Below are 21,379 nucleotides of genomic sequence, written 5' to 3' on the forward strand. Positions count from 1 at the left end.
AAAACGCGTCAAAACAAGAACCGGCGCGAGCTTGATCGCGCACGCGGCAAGCGGACGTAGTTTATTGTCGCGCCGCGCCGCGGCCTGGCCGGCGACCAACCCCGACATGCCGCGAACCATTGCGCGATGTTGGAACGACGAGGTCCGCTCCCAACTTCCGCTGCGGACTTTCGCCGGGACGACGAATGTGGACGTCGGCCGTGCCACGCAATCGATGTCGTCCTGGCGCAAGCCAGGACCCATTACCCCAAATGGCATTTGTTGCGCGACGCTGGGGCCACGATCCCGTTCACAATCGAATCCGGTGGTTATGGGTCCTGGCTTTCGCCAGGACGACGACAGTATTTGCAGCGACGGCGCAATCCACACCGCCACATTCCCCTCACCTCATCAGCGCCTCGACCTCCTTGCGGAAGGCCTGGCGCGAGCCGTCGCGGGAGTAGAACATGTGACCGCCGGGATAGACCGCGAGCCTGGTGCGGCTCGGACCCGCGAAGGCCGGCAACTGGTCGAGGATGATCTTCGAGGCGAAGTACGGGGTGGCGAGATCGAACAGGCCGTGCCCGATCAGGAGTTTCAGATTGGGGTCGAGCGCCAGCGCCTGGCGAAGCTGCGTCACCGACTCCGCCGGACTGATGCCGTGACCGAACTCCCAGGCCTTGTTCACGCTTTCGCTGAGCAGATGATAGGAGCCGTCCGGCCGCCAGTTCAGCTTGCGTGTGGTGAGGTCGACGGCGGCGCTGGTCAAAGGCGCCATCAGCGGATCGCCGGACGGATCGTTGAAACGGAAGTAGCTGGAATCCGGATAGGGATCGAAGCCCTCGACCGAGGCGTCGTAGCGGCCGGTCACCTTGCCGTTCTTGCGATCGAACTCGCGGCGGAATTCGCCGATGTCGAAACGGCCGGCGAGCCTGCGGCTCACCGCCTGATCGATCCCGGTCAGGCTTGCGACCTTGTCGGCGAGCCGCGCGGTGGCCTCGGTGTCGGCCTGCCCCTTGACGAGGTCGAGCAGGAAATCGCCGCGCGCGTAACTCTCGACGTCGGCGAGATCCTCGCGCGTCACCGGGCCCTTCGTCTGTCGCGCGACCGCGGTCATGGTCGGCAGGCTTGCGACATATTGCAGGAGGCTGGAGCCGGTATATTCGCGGAAATCGAGCACCGGCGAGATCAGCACCAGGCCGCGGACGCCGACGCCCTGCTGCATTTGCAGATTGCGCACCACCTTGGGCCCGCGAATGCCGCCATAGCTTTCGCCGACGAGATATTTCGGCGAGGTCAGCCGGTCGTATTTCTCCAGCCAGCGGCGGATCACCAGCGCGACCGAATTGGCATCGCCATCGACGGTAAAGAAGCGTTTGCGCGCCTCCTCCGAGGTGGTGACGAAGCGGCTGTAGCCGGTGCCAACCGGGTCGATGAAGACAAGATCGGTGAAATCGAGCCAGGTGTCGGCATTGGCCTGCAGCTCGGGCGCGGCCGAGGACACCGCGCCGTCGAACGGCAGCCGCCACGGCCCGACATTGCCGAATTGCAGCCAGGCTGACGCGGAGCCCGGACCGCCGTTGAACAGGAAGGTTACCGGCCGGTTCGCCTTCTCGGCGCCGTCGAGCTGGTAGGATGTATAGGCGATGTCGGCGAGCGGCTCGCCCTTGTCGTCGAACACGCGGATCGAGCCCGCGGTCGCGCTGAAGTTAAGGGTGCGGTTCGGCAGCGCGACCGATTGCTTGGTCGTGGAGTCCGGCGGCAGGCGATGCTGCTCGGCGGTCGAGCCGCTGGCCGCAGCGTTGGCGCCGGAGCCGGCCTCGCCGCCGCGTCCTGCCCGCCCCTTCTGGCCGCTCGGGTTCTGGCCAGCTGGGTTCTGGCCACTTGGAGCCTGCGCGCTCGGCGACGGCGATGGCTGCGGGATCTCGTCGTCGGCCCGCGCCGCGGTCGCAAGACAGGCCACCAGCAACGCCGCGGCGAGCCGTGTCGCAAGACTGTTAGCCATATCGTTCACTCCCTGCGCCCCGATTTACGCAATCCAGCGGCAAACTGCGCTAGTTTGGCGGCGCCGGCGTGGCATGCGGTCCGTTCCCGGACCATCTCGACAAGGCCGCCCGGGATGTATAGACGAGCGCGGCGTGTTCCGTGCCAAACGAGTTCGTGAGCGAATGGCCAGCTCCAAGCGGTATGACAAGATCGCCTTCGTCGCCAGCGCCAGCGCGGAAGCGCAGTCGGCGCTCGAGCAGCTGACGGAAATGTACGGCAACCATCCACCCGCCGATGCCGACGTCGTGGTCGCGCTCGGCGGCGACGGTTTGATGCTGCAGACGCTGCACGCCAACATGCGCAGCGGCAAGCCGATCTACGGCATGCATCGCGGCACCGTCGGCTTCCTGATGAACGAATACTCGACGCATGATCTGCGCACCCGGCTTGCCGCCGCACGGGAGTCGCTGATCAATCCGCTGCTGATGCGCGCGACCGACATCCACGGCGCCGTGCATCTGCATCACGCCATCAACGAGGTCGCGCTGTTCCGGCAGACCTACCAGGTCGCCAAGCTGCGCATCCTGATCGACGAGCACGAGCGGATGCCCGAGCTGATGGCCGACGGCATCCTGGTGGCGACGCCGGCCGGATCGACCGCCTACAACCTCTCCGCCCAGGGGCCGATCCTGCCGATCAACGCGGCGCTCTTGGCACTGACCCCGATCAGCGCGTTCCGGCCGCGGCGCTGGCGCGGCGCGCTGCTGCCGAATTCCGCCTTCGTGGTGATCGAGGTGATCGAGGGCGAGAAGCGCCCGGTCGCCGCGGTCGCCGACCATGACGAGGTCCGCGACGTCCGCCGGGTCGAGGTGCTGTCCGACAAGACGATCGCGATGCGGATGCTGTTCGACCCCGGCCACTCGCTGGAGGAGCGCATCCTGCGCGAGCAGTTCGGCTACTGACGGCGGCCCCCCTTGCTCCCCCTGCCCGGCAACCAATCATTAACCCCGGGCGGGATATGGTTAACGTCGGGTAATACCGCATTGGCCCGGTATGCCCTATCAGGGCCGGACCATGTATCGCATCGATTTCAACAAGCTGCGATTTTTGATTTGCGACGACAATCCGCACATGCGCCGCATCCTGCGGACGCTGCTGCATTCGTTCGGCGCGCGCGAGGTGTATGAGGCCGAGGACGGCGCCACCGCGCTCGAGATGTATACGCACTACGTGCCCGACATCGTCATCACCGACTGGTCGATGCCGATCTTCGACGGGCTCGAGCTTGCGCAGATGATCCGGCAGCCGGAATCCAAGGGCAATCCCTACGCGCCGATCATCATGCTGACCGGGCATTCCGAGAAGCGCCGCGTCACGGTGGCGCGCGATGCCGGGGTCACCGAATTTTTGGCCAAGCCGATCTCAGCCAAGGGCCTCTACCAGCGCATCATGAACGTGGTCGCCAATCCGCGCCCGTTCATCAAGACCAAGACCTATTTCGGCCCCGACCGCCGCCGCAACACCACCAACACCTATATCGGCCCCGAACGCCGCGGCAGCGGCGAGGTCGAGGTGCTGCAACAGCCGTCGCTGCTCGAAAAGGCGCGCTCGGCCATCTAGGACACCGCCATGGCGAAAGACAAACCCGGGACGATCGAGGTCAAGAGTTTCGGCACGCACCACGTCATCACGCAGCCCAATCCGCTGCGCAAGATGCTGCTGCGCGTCCCCGAGAGCGATCTCGACGATCCGGTCGGCCGCGCCGAAAAGGCGCTCGCCGGGCTGTCGGGCGAGTTCAAGGAGTGGATGACGATCGAGGCCGACCGCCTCTCCGCCGCGCACGCCACCGTGCTGCGCGAGGGCTTCAACCAAAAGACGCGCGAGGAGTTGTTCCGCGCCGCGCATGACGTCAAGGGCGATGCCGCGACATTCGGCTATCCGTCGGCGGCCGCGGCCGCGGAGAGCCTGTGCCGCATCATCGAGCACGCGCCGGATCTCGGCGCCGTGCCGCCGCAGTTGATCGCCCATCACATCAACGCCGTGCAGGCGATCGTGCGCAACCGCACCAAGCTCGACACCGCGGTCGTCGCCGGCGTGCTGAGCAAGCAGCTCCGCGGCATCGCCGATGAATTCCTGACCCACGCCAACCGCGACCGTCCCGAGCACCTCGAGGCGATCCTCGCGCCGAGCATCGTGCCCGGCGAATAGTGCCGCGGCCGGCTGCTCGCGTTGCGGCAGCCACTCAAGCATCCATCGATCGGCAGGAAACGCCGCCCTCAGGCCGCGATCAGATCGTCGTCGTAAGGCAGCACCGCGATCGCGTCTTCCGCGGCGAGCTCCTCGCAAAACATCCGTGCGTCCTCGCGGGCCGATTCGGTCGCAAAGCGGCGCAGCAGGATCAAGAGCGGTTCGGCCGCAGAATGATCGGTCTCGCAATGCGTCAGCACCCGCTCCACCATGCGGCGATGCAGCCGCGCCGCGCCGTCGCCGCTGTCGACATAGCCGACCTCGTGGCTGGCCTCGAGCGCGACGCGGAACGCGGCGTAGGTGGATTCCGGCAGGCCGGCACGGCGCAGCAGCGCCTGCAGGCCGTTGCCGCCGCGGTCGTTCAACAGCGCGGAGACGCGGCCATAGGGCAGTCCGGAGAGTTCAGCGAGCGCCGCCCCGAACAGATCGAGATTGCCCGACAGCAACGCGCGCAGGATCAGCCCGGCGGTCAATTGCCCGGTGGCGCGCAGATGCGTGATCAGGTTCTGCATGTCGTCGCCGAAAGCGCGCGCGGCGATGTTCACCGTGGAGCGTTCCCTCGCCTCGCCGGCGATGCGCTCGGCCCGATCGGCACCGAGCCAGTTTCGCGCGACGACGAATTGCGCCAGCGTGTCGGAGAGCTTTGCGACCAGCGCCAGCCGCGTCGCCGACGGCAGGTCTTCCAGCTGCAGCATCGATTCCCTGATGGCGGCGAGATGGCCGTGGCGTTCGACGATGCGATCCCAGGAGAACGGCGCGAGGCCGGCGTAAGGATTTTCGATCAGCTCGAGCGCGGCCGCCGCCGAACCGACCTCGGCAATCGCGGCGGCGACGGAGGCCGGCAGATTGACGCGGCGCGCGATCGCGCACTGCATCTCGTCGGAGCCGGTGGCGACGATGTCGACGAGGTCGGCATCGATCAGAAGCGGCGAATGTTCCAGCACCGGCAGCGCGATCGCCGGCTGGTCGGCCGACAGCGCCTGCACGATCGCGGCAGGCGCATCCGCACTGCGCGCGAACACCTCGGCCATCGCCTGCCGCACCAGCGGCGACGGGTCGTCGAGCAGCATCAGCAGCGCGCCTTCGGCTGCGATGCGGTCGTCCTCGGTGAGATCCGAGATGAGCCAGGCCCGGGCCAACGCCCGTGTCGCCTCTGCTCGCTCACCTGCTGGAGCGGTCCTAATCCAACTAATAAACTGCCGAACGATCATGGTCCTTCCGGCTTACGCAACGAAACGGCATCGGCATACGACGCCACTACAAGGAAAAATAAACCATGACGCTTAATAAAGGGTTCACCATAAACGTTTGGGATTATTGACGTTTCGTTAAGACGGCAACGGCGTGCAGCTTCGCGCGCGCAGCAGGGCAGCGCTAGCCGTTGCTGTAGGTGCCGCTCGGATCGCTGAACAGGTCAAGCCGGCCGGGCGCGCGGACCTTTGGCGTCGCCGACGCGGTCAGCGAGGAGGAATTGCCCCACAGCTCCTGCACCGCCGGCGAGATCGGCTCCGAGCGGTCGCCGCCCTGGTAGAGCGAGCGGAAGGTCGGTGCCGGCTGCGCCGATGCGACGGCCGAGGTCGCAGCGACGGGCGTCGCCGACCGGGAGTCCGGGAACGTCGAGAGATAGGACGCGGTGTCCATGGTCAGCGCTTGTGTGGGCGCCGCGCTTGCGATCGCGTAAGGGCTCATGGTGTCGCCGCCCGCCGCGGCGAATGCGGTGCGCGTATCCTTGGAGTTCGCGGCCGCGGCGTAGCGCGTGGTCAATACCGAATAGACCTGGCTGACGCTGCGCGCGCTGCCCGACTTGTCGTAGAAGATCGACTGGTTGGCGGCTGCCGCCTTCGGAAACATCGCGGCCGCGTTGGCGCTCGGGCTGTCCTCGGCGCTCGAGATCAGCTTGCCGGCGCCGCCGACGCCCATGAAGTGCGCCATGTAAAGTTCGGCATCGGTCGGACGACGGCCGAGCTTGCCGGTGAGCTTGAAGCTGTTGGACTGCGTGAGCACCGCCGCCATCGAGGATGCCGCATCCGGATCGTCGCGCAGCTTCATGACCGCGGCGCGGGCGGAGGGATCGCTGACCGAATAGCTGCCGTCGGAATTCCTGGTGACGGCGTCGGCATACTGGCCATAGCCGAGCTGGCTTCCGGCCTCCTTGACGGTGCCGAGCCAGGTCTGGTCGATGAATTGATAAAGTCCGTGCGCCGACGAGGTCGTGGCGCCGGCCCGCGGATTGAAATTGGATTCCATCTTCGCGGTGGTGAGCAGATATTCGAAGCTCGTGCCGGTGGTCGCGGCCGCCTGCTTGATCGAGCTCGCGACCTTCAGGCGCGAGGGATCGACACCTGCCGAAGCCGTCGCATTGAAGAGGTCGACCGCCATCTGTCCGGGTGCCTTGCCGGGTGCCGGCAATCGGCACCCATGTCCCGTCAACCTGCCGCAATTATGGTTAATGGCGCGTTAATGGCTCAGGGCTGGGCCTCGTAGTAGTGCGCGACCTGGTCGATCTCCTCGGCCGTCATCTGGCGCGCGATGTTGCGCATCTGCTGACTGATGTCGTTGCGGCGCGCCCCGGATGCAAAGGCCTCGAGCTGCGCCTTGATGTAGACCGCCGACTGGCCGCCGAGCCAGGGGCTTCCCGCCTTGTTGTCGACATCGCCGTGGCAGGAGCCGCAAGGCGCGATGTTGCGCATCGGGGCGCCCGTCACCACGATCGCCGGCGCGGGACGCCCGGTATCCAGATTGTTCGAAGGCACCCGCGGCAGATAGGCGTAATAGGCCGCAACGTCCTTCATGTCCTGATCGCTCATCGCCGCCGCGAACGGGCTCATCACCACGCTGACCCGCGCGCCGGTCTTGAAGTCGTTCAGCTCCTTGTACGTCACCGCGGCAAATTGCCCGGCGAGGTTCGGCGAATGGGCGTCGCTGACGCCCTGCGGTCCGTGGCAGATCGCGCAGCGCTGCGCCAGCGTTGCGCCCCGCCCGATCGAGACCTGATTCACCTTGGTCAGCATCTCCGACGTCATGATGACGTTCGACGTCTTGAAATCCGGCTTGATGCCGGCCTCCTGCACGGCGGCACGCGGAACGCCGGCCGCGCTGCAGATCGCATCCCAGACGCCGGCAAGCTTCAAATTGGGTTGCGCCAGCGGCAACCAGATCAGGCCTGCGATGGCCGACAAAACGGCGATGGCGACCGTGATGCCGACGCTGGCGCCGAACCACGGATTGCGCAGCGAGAACAGCGGCTGGTCGCTCATCGGCCTGCTCCGACATAGACCGCGGGCACGCTGGTCTCGTTCAGCGCCATTAGCTGCGCAATCGGGAAACCATAGTTCACCACGGTGAGACCGACCATCAATGCGAGCCACAGGCCGAATGAGTTGAGCGCGACCGGAATCCGCGCCGGCATGTGCAGCGGCACCGCGAAGCGGTACGCACCCGCCTCGCCTCGCGCGCCGAACTGCCCGCGGATCAGCACCAGCAGGAACAGCAGGCCCGACAGCAACAGGATGAATCCGCCGATTGCCGACATCGTGACCGACAAGGCCTGCGGCGAGATCTCCGGGTTGGCATAGTCATAATAGGCCATGCGGCGCGGCATGCCGAGAATACCGACATAGTGCCACGGGAAGGTGGTCACAATCATGCCGATGAACCATAGCCAGAGCTGCGTGCGCATCAGGCCAAAACTGTCCAGCGCCCGGCCGGTCAGATGCGGCCACAGATCATAGGCGATGGCAAAATACATGATGACGATGGCGCCACCGAAGATCAGGTGGAAATGTCCGGTGATCCACTGCGTGTTGTGCACGGTGGCGTCGAGCTGATAGCTCATGTTGATCAGGCCGCCGGCGCCTCCGAAGCCGAGCATGACCAGCGACAGCGCCGTCGCCAGCATGATCGGATTGGACCACGGCAGCGCGCCGACCCAGCCGAAGGCGCCGCGGCCGCCGCGCAGGCGGCTGGCGATCTCAGCCGACGCGCAGATCGTGAACACCGTGAGCAGCGTCGGCAGCGCGACCAAGCCGGTGAACACCGAGTGCATGAACTTGAATCCGGCGCCGACCTGCGGATCGGCAAACAGATGATGCACACCGATCGGCATCGCCACCACGACGAACAGGATGAACGAAATCCGCGCCATCGCGTCGCTGAACAGCCGGCCGCCGATCGCCCGCGGGAAGATCGTGTAGTAGGCGATGTAGGTCGGGATCAGCCAGAAATAAACGATGGCGTGCAGCGTCCAGGAGAAGAAGACGCGGGCCAGCCCCGCATCGATCGTCGACTTCAGCCCAAGCGCCACGGGCAGGATCTGGAACAGGATCTCAAGCGCCGCGCCGACCGCGGTCCAGCCCCAGAGCAATGAGCCCGCGACATTGGCGTACATCGCAAGCGGCACCGGCTTGCCCGGGTTCTCGCGCTTCCAGATCGCGAAATTGATCACCATCAGCGCGACCCAGATCCATGAGCCGACCACGACCATGACGACGCCGATGTAGTAGAAGGGATTGCCGACCATCGGCGGATAGAAGGTGTAGAGCACCGAGGCGAGCCCGAGCGACACCGGGATCATCGCGACAACGGCGCCAACGGCGACCAGGAAGAAGCCCACCCAGGCCCAGCGCCGTCCAACCAGCTCCTTCTCGAGCGAGGCTTCGGTGATCGCGTAGCCGAATCCCATCGCGATCAGTGTCGGGAAGACGTATCCCATCGCCGAGCCATGGGCGGTGACCGAGCGATAATAGAATTCGGGGTTGAAATGCCAGGCGTTCAACGGGCTGCGCACGAACATCTGCCAGGCGCCGAGCACCAGCGCGACGCCGAACACGATGAAGGCAAGCCAGAAATGCGCCGCGATCAGCCGCTTGTTAATCAACACAGGTCAGCCTCCGCTTCGCTGCGGCCATGTCCCGGAACGCAGCCTTGTCGACCACCTTGACCTTGCCCCACATGCCCTGGTGGCCGATGCCGCAGAATTCCTGGCACGGCATCACGTGATCGCCCGGCGCCTTGAAGCGCACCGGCAGGTCGGTGACGTAGCCCGGCACCAGCATCGTGTTGATGTTGGTGCCCTCGATCAGGAAACCGTGGACGACATCGGCGCTGGTGGCGCGGAGGGTGATCGGCGTCTCCGCGGGCACCACGATGCATTGCGGCGTGAAGGAATATTGCTGGCCAATCGCGCGCACGGTGACCGATCCGTCGGCCTGCATTTCGCTGCCGAGATTGCTCTCGACGAATTCGCCCGACAGATGCAGCGTCTTTGGATCGGCGGTTTCGACCCGGCCCTGCGGCATCGTCGCCTGATGGATGCCGATATAGCCCGCCATGCCGACCAGGACGCCGACAATGACGATCGACAGCGTCGCCCAGCGCCGCTCGATCCGTGCGGCAACGGCCTCGCCGAGGCTGTGATCGGTCTCGCTCGCCATCAGGGAACGCTCCGCGGCAGGAAGACCAGCAGATAGAACGCAAACCACAACCCGACCACGACGGCCGTCGCAATGCCTGCGACCGCGACCGCGCCGCCCGGACCGGCGCGTACGATCGTCTCGACATCATCGTCTTCCGAGCCCGATGCCGGCGGTTGCGGCGAAGACGAGTTGATCATGATCGCGCTCCCCTTAACGCGCGACGAGACGAGATTGACTAGTCATCGCGCTTTAGCTCCTTTGTTTGAGCATGATCGTTTCGGAAAACCGCTTCGCACTTTTCCGGATCATGCTTTAGTTCAGCGTTGCTGCGCGCAGTTCGTTGGCCTGCCGCGCCGACACCGGCTCGCCGCGATTGCCCCAGGCCGTTCGAATGTAGGTCACGACAGCCGCGACCTCGTCATCCGACAACTTCTGCGCGAACGGCGGCATGCCGTGGGGCATCGGATTCCCTGATGTGCCCGGCGGATACCCGCCATTGAGCACCATCCGGATCGGGTTCACTGCGGAGACCATCTGGATAGACTGATTGCCGGCAAGCGGCGGATAATCCGGCGGCATGCCCTGCCCGGTCGCGCCATGACAGCTTGCGCAGTCGCGGTCATAGATCGACTTGCCAAAGGACAGCAGCAGACTGCTCTCGGCCGACGGCAGCGACGTCGACGCCTTTTCCGGCGGACCGCCCTGCGCAAGGCCCTTCAGATAGACCGCCATCGCGCGCGCATCATCATCATTGAGATATTGCAGGCTGTTGTAGACGACCTCGGCCATCGGCCCGTACACGGCGCCCTTCGCGGACACGCCCTTGCGCAGATAGTCGACGATTTCCTCGATCGTCCAGTCGCCGAGCCCCGTCTCCTTGTTGGAGGTCAGCGACGGCGCGTACCAGTTCTGCATCGGGATCAGGCCGCCCTCGAAGGCCTGCGACTGCTTGCTGCCGCCGAGCGCATTGATCGGGGTGTGACACATCCCGCAATGACCCAGTCCCTCGACCAGATAGTTACCTCTGTTCCACTCTGCCGACTTCGTTGGATCAGGCTTGAACTCGCCTTCCCTGAAGAACAGCGTGCGCCAGCCGAGGATCAGCGAGCGGTTGTTGAACGGGAATGTCAGGTCATGCGGCTTGTTGAGCTGCCTGACCGGCGACACCGTGCGCAAATAGGCGTAGATCGCGTCGCTGTCCTCGCGCGTCACCTTGGTATAGGAGGCGAACGGCATCGCCGGATAGACCAGGCCGCCATCGGGGAAGCGGCCATTGTGCATCATCTGGTAGAACTGATCCGACGTCCACGTCCCGATCCCGGTCTGCGGGTCGGGCGTGATGTTCGACGTGTAGAGCGTGCCGAATGGCGTCTTCATCGGGAGGCCGCCGGCGAAGGTCTTGCCCTCGCGCGCGGTGTGGCAGGCGATGCAATCGCCGGCGCGTGCGAGATACTCGCCCTTGGCGAGGACGGCCGGATCGGCCGCCTTCTGCTGCGCCGATGCCGCCATGGGCGACAGTGCCAGCATCAGTCCGACAAGCAGTCCTGCTAAGGTTCGCGACATCGGCACGATCCCTTCAATGCGGTTCGCTGCCGCATTCGAGCGGCATCGGAAGGCTGCCTCGCGGCGCGAAGGATGGATCCGCCGGCGCCGGACGCGATGACAGGTAGGCGGCCACCGCCTTCACGTCGTCCTCCGTCAGCAGGCTCGCGACGATCTGCATGCAATCGGGAGCGAACGCGGTCCGCGTGCCGTAGCGCCAGCCGCCGAGCTGGCCGCTGATATAGGCGGCGCGCAGGCCAAGCAGGCCGGGAATGCCGGGCTCCATGCCGCCCAACGTCGGACCATGACAGGCCGAACAGGGCGGAATGCCGTGCTGCGCATCGCCGTTCTTCACGATCTGCTCGCCGCGCGCCAGGATCTCCTTGCTGTCGACCGGCGGGACCGGCGGCGGAAATGCCGGCCTGAGCGAGGCGAAATATTCGGCGATCTTCTTCAGGTAATCGTCGGTCTGAAATTCCAGCAGGTAGTTCATCGGCGGATATTTCCGCCGTCCATCCCTGAATGCGATGAGCTGGTTGTAGAGATAGCCCGCCGGCTTGCCGGCCAGCCGCGGGAAATAGGCGTCGCTGGTGCCCTCGCCTTCGGCGCCGTGACAAGGTGCACAGGCAAGGACGCGCGCGGCCATCGTGTCGGGTGCGCGCTCGGTTGTTTGCGATTGCGCTGCACCGATCGGCAACACAACCCAGGCAAGAAACCCAACAAGCGGTATCAGACGATGCGCCACAACTCACCCCCAGCGCGACGACGATGTGCAATTACTTGCACACGGCCGAACAGGAGGCAACGAAGTGCATCACTTCGACGCATCGCATTTGATTTGGATCAACGCACTATTTGCGATAGACCTGCGCCGGATCGAACATCCGATCGGCATCGACGAATGACAAACGAATGTCACCGCCCTCGTCCTTCACCGCGCGATAGAAGCAGGAACGCCGTCCGGTGTGGCAGGCAGCGCCGATCTGCTCGACCTTGATCCACACCGCGTCCTGATCGCAATCCATCCGGATCTCGACCACGCGCTGGGTCTGGCCCGAGCTCTCGCCCTTGCGCCACAGCGCATTGCGCGAGCGGCTGAAGTACCAGCCTTCGCCGGTCGCGATCGTCTTGCGCAGGGCTTCATCGTTCATGTGCGCGACCATCAGCACATCGCCGGTCGCGGCATCGGTCGCGACGCAGGTCACAAGACCTGCCGCGTCGAATTTGGGCTGGAAGGCCAGCCCCTCCTCGCGGTCGTGATCGTGGGTCGCTGCGGACACGGAAGACCTCGCTCAGGAAATGCGAGGTTACCGGTTCGGTCCTCGCACCAGGGACAGGAAACGCTGCTGCTCCGCCGGATTGTCGCGGAACATGCCGGTGAAGCGGCTGGTGAAGGTCGATGCACCATGCTTGGCGACGCCGCGCACCGACATGCAGGTATGCTCCGCCTCGATCAGCACTGCAACGCCGCGCGGCTTCAGCACCTCGTCGATCGCAGCCGCGACCTGCGCGGTGAGATGCTCCTGGGTCTGCAGACGGCGGGCGAAGATGTCGGTCAGCCGCGCCAGCTTAGAGAGGCCGACGACGCGCTCCACCGGCGTATAGGCGATATGCGCCTTGCCGTAGAACGGCATCATGTGATGCTCGCACTGCGAGGTGAACTCGATGTCGCGGACAAGGACGAAATCGTCGTAGCCGGCGGTCTCGCCGAAGGTGCGGTTCAGCACCTCGGCCGGGCACTGGTGGTAGCCCTGATAGAGCTCGTCATAGGCCTCGACGACCCGGCGCGGCGTGTCGAGCAGACCCTCGCGGCCGGTGTTCTCGCCGATATAGGCGAGCAGCGTCTTGACGGCGTCCTCCGCCTCTGCCCGCGACGGGCGCGGCTGATCGGCACGAACGGCCGCCGTCATGAATTCTGAGGGGTCGAGCTCGCCGGGCTTGGCGTCGGCCGGCTTGCTGGGGCGAATCGACTTGATCAAGGCGTCCATGTCTTCTCCGTTCGACCGGCCCTCGGATTTGACCTTGGTCCGGATGTGTCACCGGGCAGACGGGGCGGATGGTTCGACCGCCGGGCGCCTGAGTCCCATTATTGTAGCACCGCCGCGGCGGAGGCGGGCCGCGGTGGCTGCATGGCCGGGCTATGTTTCCGGCGTTGCCGTCCATATATAGGACGGTGCAACCCAGCCGCCAAGAGCGCCCGGCACGGCCGGAACAAGGCATCTATCCCCATGCTGAACGACATTTACAACAAGCGGATCATCGAGTTGGCCGGCAATATTCCGCGCCTCGGACGGCTGGCCGACCCGGACGCCAGCGCCACCGCCCACTCCAAATTGTGCGGTTCGACCGTCAAGGTCGACCTCAAGATGGACGGTCCCGTGGTGACGGACTTCGCCCATGACGTGAAGGCCTGTGCGCTCGGCCAGGCCTCCTCCTCGATCATGGCGAGCCAGGTGGTGGGCTCGACCGCGGACGAGCTGCGCGAATTGCGCGAGACGGTCCGCAAGATGCTGAAGGAAAACGGGCAGCCCCCGCAGGGCGGCAAATGGGCCGATATCGCGCTGCTCGAGCCGGTGCGCGACTACAAGGCCCGCCATGCCTCGACCCTGCTGACCTTCGATGCCGTGGTCGATGCGATCGGCCAGATCGAGGCCAAGGCGAAGCAGCCGGCGTAAGATTCCATGTTAGGTCATTCCGGGGCGATGCGGAGCATCGAACCCGGAATCTCGAGGTTCCGGGTCCGCTTACGCGTCCCGGAACGACGCGACAATGTCCGTGCTTACTGCGCGGGCTGGACCGGCGCCGGCGCCGGGGCTGCGCTGCCGCCGGTCGGCACCACGGCCTCGGCGGTCTTGGTTGCCCTCGCCGCCTGTGGCGCCTCACCCTCCATCGTGTTGCTGACGAAGCGATCGTTGTTCTTCGGTTTCGCCTCGGCGACGGGAATTGCGTTGTCCTTGCTGTTGTCCTGCCGCGGCAGCACGTCGGCAACCGCATCCGTGGTGATGAGATTGGTCAGCCGCAATTCGGCCGCCGACAATTCGTGCAGGTCTTCCCACGGCGGCACGCTGAGCGAGAGCGCCAGCAGGTCACCGGCGCCGCCCATATCGAAGGTGTACTTGGCAAGACGGCCGATATCGCGCTCGACGATCATCAGGTCCTGCGCGGTGTAGCTCGCGGCCTTGGCGTCGTCGGCGCGATCGCCCATCCAGATCTGATGCACGCGGACATGGGCGGCCGGCGGAACGTAGCGCGTCTTGCCCGACAGCAGCAGGAACACGCACATCGACTCGCAATAGGCATCCGGCAGAACGCTCGCGCGGCCGCCCTGCGCGACCTGATTGACGACGCTGGTGCCGACCGTGGTCAGCACGCCGAGACCGCGGAAGCGGCGGCCGAGCGCGATCGCGTCGTTGACCGAGCCGCCGCTGGAATCGAGCACGATGGTGGCGCCGTTAAGCTGGCGGCCGCGCGCGAAGTCGTCGAATTCCCTCGGACTATCGGCCGTGATGATGCCGACCGCGGACACCCAGCCGCGGCAATTCGGCTGGCAGGCGATCCAGCTGAACTTCATCGGCAGCTTGCGCTCTTCGAGGGTCGAATTGGCCTGCGCGGAACCGCCCGCCATGGCGGCGGTGCCGGAAACCGCGAAGCAAAGAGCAACGGCGCCGGTAAGCGCCCAACTGCGCAACGAGAGCGACTTGACGAGCCTCAATTTGGTTCCTTCCCCCAAGCCCTTGGTGATGCGAGCGGTGGCAATGGCCCCATGGCAATGCGCCACGATTCTGTCAGCGGCGCGTTATGGGAACGGTAGCGTTGCTGACCCGGACCGTCCATAGAGCCCTTGCTGCAGCGCCATCGGTGCTGTGCAATAATAACGAACTGTGGCGTAAATATCTGCAACAAAACAGTTCCTTGGCTTGGAACCCCCGCAAGACTACGTACATACTTGCGTATGCCGCCGACAGACCATTCAACGACACACCATCCACAATGCATGGAATGTGCCAGCACCATGCGCCGCTTGCCGCGCAACCTCGGCCGCGCCCTGATCTGGATCTACCGGCACACGCTGTCGCCGCTGGTCGGCTACAACTGCCGGCATCTGCCGACCTGCTCGGTCTATGGCGACGAGGCGATCGAACGCTTCGGCCTGTGGGGCGGCGGCTGGATGACGCTGGCGCGGCTGCTGCGCTGCCAGCCCTGGGGAACATCCGGGATCGATAATGTCCCGCTGACGAAGCCGCCCGGGGCGCGCTGGTACTTGCCCTGGCGCTATGGCCGCTGGCGCGGCGTCAACGACGGTTGACGCGGCGTCAACGAGAATTGATCGGTTGCTGCGGCAGGTCCAACCGCGGCGCGCATTGCTGCCCGGCGGAACTGTGGCGATAGTTGGCGCATTGTTTCGTTGCCCCCTTGGGGAGGAAACAACAATGCGCTGGAAAATCAGCCACAACGGTCATGATCCCCGGCAGATCGACTTGCTGGCGGTGCTTGCCTTGCTCGTCGTGATCGTCGCCGCCTACGGTTACTTCACCCACAATCCGAACAAGCCGAGCACGACGGCGTTCATCGTGCCCAGCCAAAGCGTGAGGTGGTGACGCGCAGCCGAGCTCCCTGATGTTCCGCACGCGGATCGTTGCTTGGGATGCTCTCGCGAACACAAGCGTGAAAGCCAACCGTTCACTCGGCTGCGGCGGTGGCGGCTGTCCGTCGCGGCCGCGTGATGACCACGACCGCGAGGGCCGCCGCGACGAAGGCCGTGGCCACGTAGCCCGCGCTGTGCAGCCATTCGCGGGCGAACAGCAGGCCACCGATCGCGGAGCCGATGGCCTGGCCGATATACAGCACCGAAGTATTGAGCGAGACCGACGCCGAAGCGAGCGCCGGTGCCGCACCGATCAGGCGTACCTGCTGCATCGAATTGGTCGATGCAAAGCCGAGGCCCCACACCGCGACGGAGGCGGCCATCAGGGCGTAGGCGCCGGCGCTCAGCGCCCAGCCGGCGACGCCTGCGAGCAGCAGCACGGTGAACAGGACCGAGGTTTTCCAGGCGCCCCACGAGTCCACCACGCGCGTTGCGATCACGATGCCGACGAACCCGAAGATGCCGTAGAGCGCGAACACGATCCCGACGGCGTCCGCATTGGCGCCGGTCAGTTTGGCGAGCAGCGGCCCCATGAAGGTGAACACCACGAACTGGCCGGACATCTGCAGCGTCGTGATCGACAGCAGCAGAATGACCATCGGATTGCGGCCGAGATCGACCCAGGTTCTGAGGTCAACCGGCGCGCCGTGCAGTCCGCCTGGTAACCGCCACCACAGCAGCAAGGAGCTCAAAAGCCCGGTCAGCGCGATCGCGCCATAGGTCACGCGAAAGCCGTAGCGGCTTGCGATGAAGGTGATCAGCGGCAGCCCGATCGCGGCGGCAAGCGACCAGCCGAGGAAGATGTAGGCAATCGTGCTGCCGCGCTTCTCCACCGGCACGATCAGTGCCGCGGTGCCCGCCGCCTGCGGCGTGTAGAGCACGCCGACCGCGAGCATCACCAGCCGAATGATCAGCAGGCTGTCGTAGTTCGGCGCGAAGGCGGAGGCCGCATTGGTCAGCGTCAGCACCAGCAGCGTCGCCGTCAGCAGCGCCCGCCGCTCGATCCGGCTGGTCAGCCACGCCGTCACCGGCGAGCCCACGCACAGCACGATCGCGCCGAAGGTGATCAGGAGACCCGCTGTGTGGATCGTGACACCGAGTCCGTTGGACAGTTCCGCCAGCATGCCGGCCGGCGCCAGCACCGAGCAGCCGGTGACGATATTGCCGAGCATCAATGCGGTGGGAGCGAAGCGTTTCACGCCGCGTTGTTAGCAGACTCCAAGATCAATGCAACTGCATCTAAATGCATGACACCTGAACGAACGCGCCTCTTGCGCTCATGGCGACGGCGATGCCGCCGGCACGGCGCTGACACTCGGCGACACCGCGGCCGGCAATGGGCTCGCAGGCTTTGGACCGGCGGTCGCCGCCGGGCATGACGCCAGAAGCTGCGTCCAACCCTGCTGCAGCCCGGTGGTGTCGATATCGAATGTCGTCAAGCCGGACTTGCCGTCGGGCTTGGTATCAGACTTGCCGTCGGTTGCCGGCGCGCTTTCGCCGATCTGCAGATGCGCGGCCGCGAGCATCGCCTTGACGGTGTCCGAGGTCACCGCCTCGCTCCAGACCTCATATTTGCCGAACCGCGCCGATCGGCCGAATGCGACGGTCCTGGTCGCGCCGGCCATCATCGCCACCGTGCTCTTGCCGGCTGCCCCCTCCTCGAACTCGCGCACGAACATCAGCCGCCCGCGATCCTTGCTCTCGCAGAACAGCCGCCACTCCATCATGCGGAAAGAGCTGCCGTCGGCTCTTTTCTGCTGCACGATCTTGCGAACATAGGGCCGCGTCTCCTTCTCCACCGCCCACAGGGTTTCCGGCAGCGGCCGCGGATCGATCCCAAATCGATAGAGCTCCGGCCGCGTCAGCACGTGCAGGTCCTCGAACTTCACCGACTTGATGAGGTCGCTGAGCTCGTGGCTGATGCCCATCGCCGCGAGGAATACATTGCGGTCGCGGTCGGCGTTCACCATCTCGCGCCGCCTGAAGTCGGCGACGACCTGCGCCGGCGGATGCCCGTGGACGACGAACATCAGCTTGGAATTATGCACCGCGAGCACCGAGTCGGGCGCCACTTCGCGGCTGGTCGCGCCCAGGAACAGATAGGCGCAGGCCGAGACGCACATCGCGTTGCGCGTGGTGAGCTCGGCCTCGACCTCGCCTTTGGCAGCCTTGATCTTCAGGCAGGCGGCGTCGATCTGCGTGCCTGAGGAACAGGCCGGCACGATGGTACGGCCGACCCGGGCGATTGCCTTGTGCGCGCGCAGGAACCGCGCGATCCCATAGGACTGCTCGACGTTGCCGCCCGGCGAATGGAGGTAGATCGGAAGCTGCCGGTCCTTGATCGGAAAGAGGAAGGTGCGAATCCGCTGCGCGGCTTCCCGATCGATCTCGCCCTCGATCGCGATCCAGCGATCGCAGCCGGCGCCGCAGGAATTCGCTGGCCCATGGGCGAGATAGATGGTCAGCTTTTTCGCAAATCCGGCCTTCTGGACCGGTGTTTCTTCCGCCCGCAACACGCCCGGGATCAGAAGCAACGCCACGAAAAACAGGAGACGGGAAAACATGAACCTTGCGGATCGCGCGATGGCGGAAAAATGACGCCGGACGTTAGACGATGATCGGCTGCGTCGCAACGCGTCAGGTGCAGGCAAGCGTCCTTCGATTCGGTGCGGCCGGAGGCCCATTTTCTTGATATTGCCGGATTGCAGGCGTCAAATCCCCTGCTATACCGCTGCTTTCCGCTTACCTGCGCTCGTTCGCAGGAGTGAGCTACAGGAGACACCATGGCCGATACGCCGCCCAAATCCGAATCCGGATTCCAGTACAGCCTCTCTAACCTCAAACCCGCAGAACCCGTGAACAAGATCGTCCTCACCTTCCCTGACGGAGCGAGGCGCGATTTCCCGAAAGGGACCACCGGTCTCGACATCGCCAAAGGCATTTCGCCCTCGCTCGCCAAGCGCACCGTCGCGATGGCGCTCGACGGCACGCTTGCCGACCTCAATGATCCGATCGAGGCCGACGCCAAAATCGAGCTGATCGGCCGCGAAGATCCGCGCGCGCTGGAACTGATCCGGCACGATGCCGCGCATGTGCTGGCGGAGGCCGTGCAGTCGCTGTGGCCGGGCACCCAGGTCACGATCGGCCCGGTGATCGAGAACGGCTTCTACTACGACTTCTTCCGCAACGAGCCGTTCACCCCGGAAGATTTTGCCGCGATCGAGAAGCGGATGCGCGAGATCGTCGCGCGCGACAAGCCGTTCACCAAGGAAGTCTGGGATCGCGAGAAGACCAAGCAGGTGTTCCGCGACAAGGGCGAGGCCTTCAAGGTCGAACTGGTCGACACCATTCCCGGCAACGAGCCGATCAAGATCTACTTCCAGGGCGACTGGTTCGATCTCTGCCGCGGCCCGCACATGACCTCGACCGGCAAGATCGGCAACGCCTTCAAGCTGATGAAGGTGGCGGGCGCGTATTGGCGCGGCGATTCCAACAATCCGATGCTGACCCGCATCTACGGCACGGCATTCGCCAAGCAGGAAGACCTCGACGCCTATCTCAAGCAGATCGAGGAAGCCGAGAAGCGCGACCACCGCAAGCTCGGCCGCGAGCTCGACCTGTTCCACTTCCAGGAGGAAGGCCCGGGCGTGGTGTTCTGGCACCCCAAGGGCTGGACCATCTTCCAGCAGCTGATCGCCTATATGCGGCGCCGGCTGCTCGGCGACTACAACGAGGTCAACGCTCCGCAGATCCTCGACAAGGCGCTGTGGGAGACCTCGGGCCATTGGGACTGGTACCGCGAGAACATGTTCGCGGCACAGTCCGCCGGCGACGAGGCCGAGGACAAACGCTGGTTCGCGCTGAAGCCGATGAACTGCCCGGGCCATGTGCAGATCTTCAAGCACGGGCTGAAGAGCTACCGCGACCTGCCGCTGCGGCTCGCCGAGTTCGGCGTCGTGCATCGCTACGAGCCGTCGGGCGCGATGCACGGCCTGATGCGGGTGCGCGGCTTCACCCAGGACGACGCCCATGTGTTCTGCACCGAGCAGCAGCTCGCCGACGAGTGCCTCAAGATCAACGACCTGATCCTGTCGACCTACGCCGATTTCGGGTTCGACGGCGAGCTCACCGTCAAGCTCTCGACGCGGCCGGAGAAGCGGGTCGGCACCGACGAGATGTGGGATCACGCCGAGCGCGTGATGGCGACGGTGCTGTCGGAGATCAAGGCCAAGGGCAGCAACCGGATCCGGACCGAGATCAATCCGGGCGAAGGCGCGTTCTACGGACCGAAGTTCGAGTATGTGCTGCGCGACGCCATCGGCCGCGACTGGCAGTGCGGCACGACCCAGGTCGACTTCAACCTGCCGGAGCGGTTCGGCGCGTTCTACATCGATCACGACGGCTCGAAGAAGGCCCCCGTCATGGTGCACCGCGCGATCTGCGGTTCGATGGAGCGCTTCATCGGCATCCTGATCGAGCACTATGCCGGCAACTTCCCGCTCTGGCTGGCGCCGACCCAGCTCGTGGTCACGACCATCACCTCCGAAGGCGACGAATACGCCAAGGTGGTGGCGGCGGCTGCGCGCCGCGCCGGGCTCCGAGTCGAGATCGACCTGCGCAACGAGAAGATCAACTACAAGGTCCGCGAGCACTCGCTGGCCAAAATCCCGGCCCTGCTCGTCGTCGGCAAGAAGGAAGCCGAGACCCACTCGGTCTCGGTCCGCCGCCTCGGCAGCGAGCGGCAGACCGTGATGCCGACCGATGAGGCGATCGCCGCGCTGGTGGATGAGGCGACGCCGCCCGACGTGAAGCGGGCGCGATCCGTCGCCTGATCTTCACAATCGGTCTAAACTGGCTTTCATTGGCCTGGTCGTGCCCCCATCTTGAGGGCACGACTCCCCTTGAAGGACATTTCCGTGCCCGATGCCATTGAACTCCTGAAGACGCGCCGCTCGATGAAACCGCGCGAGATGACCGGCCCGGGCCCGTCCGCGGCCGAGCTCGAGACCATTTTGACGATCGGCGCGCGGGTGCCCGACCACGGCAAGCTCACGCCCTGGCGCTTCATCGTGTTCGAGGGCGATGCCCGCGCGCGGGCCGGCGACGTGATCGCAAAGGTCTTCGCCCGCAAGAATCCCGGCGCGCCGGCCTCCGACATTGAGGTCGAGAAGAAGCGCCTGACCGACGCGCCGCTGGTGATCGGCGTGGTCTCCTTCACCAAGCCGCACCCGAAGGTGCCGCCGTGGGAGCAGGAATTGTCGGCGGGCGCCAGCGCGATGAACATCATCACCGCGGCGACCGCGCTCGGCTACGGCGCCTGCTGGCTGACCGGCTGGTTCGTCTTCGACCGCGACGTGCTCGACGGCCTCGGCCTCAAGCCGGACGAGAAGCTCGCCGGGCTCATTCACATCGGCACCCCGACCAGGCCGAGCGAGGACCGCCCGCGCCCGGCACTGTCCGATATCGTGACGCGGTTCTAGGGTTATAGCCTTGTAGCCCGCATGAGCGAAGCGATATGCGGGACACTCGTCCCGGATGTCGCTTCGCTCACCCGGGCTACAAAGCC

The 21,379-nt window shown here is 65.3% G+C and carries 22 protein-coding genes; 8 read left to right on the forward strand and 14 right to left on the reverse strand.

Features of this window, described 5'->3' with window-relative positions:
- Positions 1-382 precede the first annotated feature (382 nt).
- A complete protein-coding gene (locus tag QJT82_RS29400) occupies positions 383-1,984 on the reverse strand; it encodes a peptidase S10 (RefSeq protein ID WP_028342675.1) in 1,602 nt (533 codons plus the stop codon).
- A 163-nt stretch (positions 1,985-2,147) separates the two neighbouring features.
- Between QJT82_RS29400 and QJT82_RS29405 the strand changes: the two genes are divergently transcribed.
- From QJT82_RS29405 to QJT82_RS29415, 3 genes are all read left to right on the forward strand, one after another.
- Positions 2,148-2,927 carry an NAD kinase gene (locus QJT82_RS29405; RefSeq protein WP_016843906.1) on the forward strand — a complete coding sequence of 260 codons (780 nt, stop codon included), beginning with the start codon at positions 2,148-2,150 and terminating at the stop codon, positions 2,925-2,927.
- A gap of 112 nt (positions 2,928-3,039) precedes the next feature.
- Positions 3,040-3,585, forward strand: coding sequence for a response regulator (locus QJT82_RS29410; RefSeq protein WP_028336173.1), 546 nt, complete (start codon positions 3,040-3,042; stop codon positions 3,583-3,585).
- 9 nt (positions 3,586-3,594) lie between these two features.
- A complete protein-coding gene (locus tag QJT82_RS29415) occupies positions 3,595-4,173 on the forward strand; it encodes an Hpt domain-containing protein (protein ID WP_028342676.1) in 579 nt (192 codons plus the stop codon).
- 68 nt (positions 4,174-4,241) lie between these two features.
- On the opposite strand, the gene QJT82_RS29420 is transcribed toward QJT82_RS29415, so the two are convergent.
- The 10 genes from QJT82_RS29420 to folE all read right to left on the reverse strand — a co-directional run bounded on the left by QJT82_RS29420 (position 4,242) and on the right by folE (position 13,156).
- On the reverse strand, positions 4,242-5,423 hold the full coding sequence (locus QJT82_RS29420) for a DUF2336 domain-containing protein (protein WP_028342677.1): 1,182 nt from the start codon (positions 5,421-5,423) through the stop codon (positions 4,242-4,244).
- A 163-nt stretch (positions 5,424-5,586) separates the two neighbouring features.
- On the reverse strand, positions 5,587-6,591 hold the full coding sequence (locus QJT82_RS29425) for a transglycosylase SLT domain-containing protein (RefSeq protein WP_051447997.1): 1,005 nt from the start codon (positions 6,589-6,591) through the stop codon (positions 5,587-5,589).
- A gap of 86 nt (positions 6,592-6,677) precedes the next feature.
- The gene (locus QJT82_RS29430) at positions 6,678-7,469 is read right to left on the reverse strand and encodes a c-type cytochrome (protein WP_028342679.1); all 792 of its coding nucleotides are present in this window, start codon (positions 7,467-7,469) and stop codon (positions 6,678-6,680) included.
- Positions 7,466-9,091: a b(o/a)3-type cytochrome-c oxidase subunit 1 gene (locus QJT82_RS29435; RefSeq protein WP_028342680.1), complete on the reverse strand. Its 1,626-nt coding sequence runs from the start codon at positions 9,089-9,091 to the stop codon at positions 7,466-7,468. The genes QJT82_RS29430 and QJT82_RS29435 overlap by 4 nt, the downstream gene beginning before the upstream one ends.
- On the reverse strand, positions 9,081-9,644 hold the full coding sequence (locus QJT82_RS29440; RefSeq protein WP_028342681.1) for a cytochrome c oxidase subunit II: 564 nt from the start codon (positions 9,642-9,644) through the stop codon (positions 9,081-9,083). The genes QJT82_RS29435 and QJT82_RS29440 overlap by 11 nt, the downstream gene beginning before the upstream one ends.
- Entirely contained in the window at positions 9,644-9,823 is a 180-nt protein-coding gene (locus tag QJT82_RS29445) for a hypothetical protein (RefSeq protein WP_016843914.1), read from the reverse strand. The genes QJT82_RS29440 and QJT82_RS29445 overlap by 1 nt, the downstream gene beginning before the upstream one ends.
- Positions 9,824-9,938: 115 nt before the next feature.
- Positions 9,939-11,153 (reverse strand): cytochrome c, encoded by a 1,215-nt coding sequence (locus tag QJT82_RS29450; RefSeq protein WP_155258644.1) that lies wholly within the window; start codon positions 11,151-11,153, stop codon positions 9,939-9,941.
- 49 nt (positions 11,154-11,202) lie between these two features.
- On the reverse strand, positions 11,203-11,814 hold the full coding sequence (locus QJT82_RS29455) for a c-type cytochrome (protein WP_080686845.1): 612 nt from the start codon (positions 11,812-11,814) through the stop codon (positions 11,203-11,205).
- Between the two features lie 205 nt (positions 11,815-12,019).
- Positions 12,020-12,448, reverse strand: coding sequence for a phosphoribosyl-AMP cyclohydrolase (hisI, locus tag QJT82_RS29460; protein WP_028342684.1), 429 nt, complete (start codon positions 12,446-12,448; stop codon positions 12,020-12,022).
- 27 nt (positions 12,449-12,475) lie between these two features.
- The gene (gene folE, locus QJT82_RS29465; RefSeq protein WP_028336162.1) at positions 12,476-13,156 is read right to left on the reverse strand and encodes a GTP cyclohydrolase I FolE; all 681 of its coding nucleotides are present in this window, start codon (positions 13,154-13,156) and stop codon (positions 12,476-12,478) included.
- Positions 13,157-13,396: 240 nt separating this feature from the next.
- Here folE and QJT82_RS29470 point away from each other — a divergent pair, with 240 nt between their 5' ends.
- Positions 13,397-13,843, forward strand: coding sequence for an iron-sulfur cluster assembly scaffold protein (locus QJT82_RS29470; protein ID WP_028342685.1), 447 nt, complete (start codon positions 13,397-13,399; stop codon positions 13,841-13,843).
- A 104-nt stretch (positions 13,844-13,947) separates the two neighbouring features.
- Here the strand turns inward: QJT82_RS29470 and QJT82_RS29475 are convergent, their stop codons facing one another.
- Entirely contained in the window at positions 13,948-14,880 is a 933-nt protein-coding gene (locus QJT82_RS29475; RefSeq protein WP_028342686.1) for a hypothetical protein, read from the reverse strand.
- Between the two features lie 282 nt (positions 14,881-15,162).
- On the opposite strand from QJT82_RS29475, the gene yidD reads away from it, so the two are divergent.
- Together yidD and QJT82_RS29485 are read left to right on the forward strand one after the other, a co-directional pair.
- Positions 15,163-15,474: a membrane protein insertion efficiency factor YidD gene (yidD, locus tag QJT82_RS29480; RefSeq protein WP_028342687.1), complete on the forward strand. Its 312-nt coding sequence runs from the start codon at positions 15,163-15,165 to the stop codon at positions 15,472-15,474.
- 124 nt (positions 15,475-15,598) lie between these two features.
- Entirely contained in the window at positions 15,599-15,766 is a 168-nt protein-coding gene (locus tag QJT82_RS29485) for a hypothetical protein (protein ID WP_016843922.1), read from the forward strand.
- Positions 15,767-15,848: 82 nt separating this feature from the next.
- On the opposite strand, the gene QJT82_RS29490 is transcribed toward QJT82_RS29485, so the two are convergent.
- Positions 15,849-16,985: an MFS transporter gene (locus tag QJT82_RS29490; RefSeq protein ID WP_051448001.1), complete on the reverse strand. Its 1,137-nt coding sequence runs from the start codon at positions 16,983-16,985 to the stop codon at positions 15,849-15,851.
- A gap of 105 nt (positions 16,986-17,090) precedes the next feature.
- The gene (locus tag QJT82_RS29495) at positions 17,091-18,377 is read right to left on the reverse strand and encodes a hypothetical protein (RefSeq protein WP_028342689.1); all 1,287 of its coding nucleotides are present in this window, start codon (positions 18,375-18,377) and stop codon (positions 17,091-17,093) included.
- Positions 18,378-18,596: 219 nt separating this feature from the next.
- On the opposite strand from QJT82_RS29495, the gene thrS reads away from it, so the two are divergent.
- Positions 18,597-20,645, forward strand: coding sequence for a threonine--tRNA ligase (gene thrS / locus QJT82_RS29500; RefSeq protein ID WP_028342690.1), 2,049 nt, complete (start codon positions 18,597-18,599; stop codon positions 20,643-20,645).
- Between the two features lie 84 nt (positions 20,646-20,729).
- Positions 20,730-21,293, forward strand: a complete 564-nt coding sequence (locus QJT82_RS29505; RefSeq protein WP_028342691.1) for a nitroreductase — start codon at positions 20,730-20,732, stop codon at positions 21,291-21,293.
- Positions 21,294-21,379: the final 86 nt, after the last annotated feature.

Source organism: Bradyrhizobium sp. Mp19 (genome assembly GCF_029952935.1).
In the GTDB taxonomy this organism is placed as follows: Bacteria; Pseudomonadota; Alphaproteobacteria; order Rhizobiales; family Xanthobacteraceae; genus Bradyrhizobium; species Bradyrhizobium elkanii.

Excerpts from the sequence above, each read along its gene's own strand:
- QJT82_RS29400 (WP_028342675.1), bottom strand. The coding sequence starts at position 1,984 with ATGGCTAACAGTCTTGCGACACGGCTCGCCGCGGCGTTGCTGGTGGCC.
- QJT82_RS29405 (WP_016843906.1), top strand. The coding sequence starts at position 2,148 with ATGGCCAGCTCCAAGCGGTATGACAAGATCGCCTTCGTCGCCAGCGCC.
- QJT82_RS29410 (WP_028336173.1), top strand. The coding sequence starts at position 3,040 with ATGTATCGCATCGATTTCAACAAGCTGCGATTTTTGATTTGCGACGAC.
- QJT82_RS29415 (WP_028342676.1), top strand. The coding sequence starts at position 3,595 with ATGGCGAAAGACAAACCCGGGACGATCGAGGTCAAGAGTTTCGGCACG.
- QJT82_RS29420 (WP_028342677.1), bottom strand. The coding sequence starts at position 5,423 with ATGATCGTTCGGCAGTTTATTAGTTGGATTAGGACCGCTCCAGCAGGT.
- QJT82_RS29425 (WP_051447997.1), bottom strand. The coding sequence starts at position 6,591 with ATGGCGGTCGACCTCTTCAATGCGACGGCTTCGGCAGGTGTCGATCCC.
- QJT82_RS29430 (WP_028342679.1), bottom strand. The coding sequence starts at position 7,469 with ATGAGCGACCAGCCGCTGTTCTCGCTGCGCAATCCGTGGTTCGGCGCC.
- QJT82_RS29440 (WP_028342681.1), bottom strand. The coding sequence starts at position 9,644 with ATGGCGAGCGAGACCGATCACAGCCTCGGCGAGGCCGTTGCCGCACGG.
- QJT82_RS29445 (WP_016843914.1), bottom strand. The coding sequence starts at position 9,823 with ATGATCAACTCGTCTTCGCCGCAACCGCCGGCATCGGGCTCGGAAGAC.
- QJT82_RS29450 (WP_155258644.1), bottom strand. The coding sequence starts at position 11,153 with ATGCTGGCACTGTCGCCCATGGCGGCATCGGCGCAGCAGAAGGCGGCC.
- QJT82_RS29455 (WP_080686845.1), bottom strand. The coding sequence starts at position 11,814 with ATGGCCGCGCGCGTCCTTGCCTGTGCACCTTGTCACGGCGCCGAAGGC.
- folE (WP_028336162.1), bottom strand. The coding sequence starts at position 13,156 with ATGGACGCCTTGATCAAGTCGATTCGCCCCAGCAAGCCGGCCGACGCC.
- QJT82_RS29470 (WP_028342685.1), top strand. The coding sequence starts at position 13,397 with ATGCTGAACGACATTTACAACAAGCGGATCATCGAGTTGGCCGGCAAT.
- yidD (WP_028342687.1), top strand. The coding sequence starts at position 15,163 with ATGGAATGTGCCAGCACCATGCGCCGCTTGCCGCGCAACCTCGGCCGC.
- QJT82_RS29485 (WP_016843922.1), top strand. The coding sequence starts at position 15,599 with ATGCGCTGGAAAATCAGCCACAACGGTCATGATCCCCGGCAGATCGAC.
- QJT82_RS29490 (WP_051448001.1), bottom strand. The coding sequence starts at position 16,985 with ATGCTCGGCAATATCGTCACCGGCTGCTCGGTGCTGGCGCCGGCCGGC.
- QJT82_RS29495 (WP_028342689.1), bottom strand. The coding sequence starts at position 18,377 with ATGTTTTCCCGTCTCCTGTTTTTCGTGGCGTTGCTTCTGATCCCGGGC.
- thrS (WP_028342690.1), top strand. The coding sequence starts at position 18,597 with ATGGCCGATACGCCGCCCAAATCCGAATCCGGATTCCAGTACAGCCTC.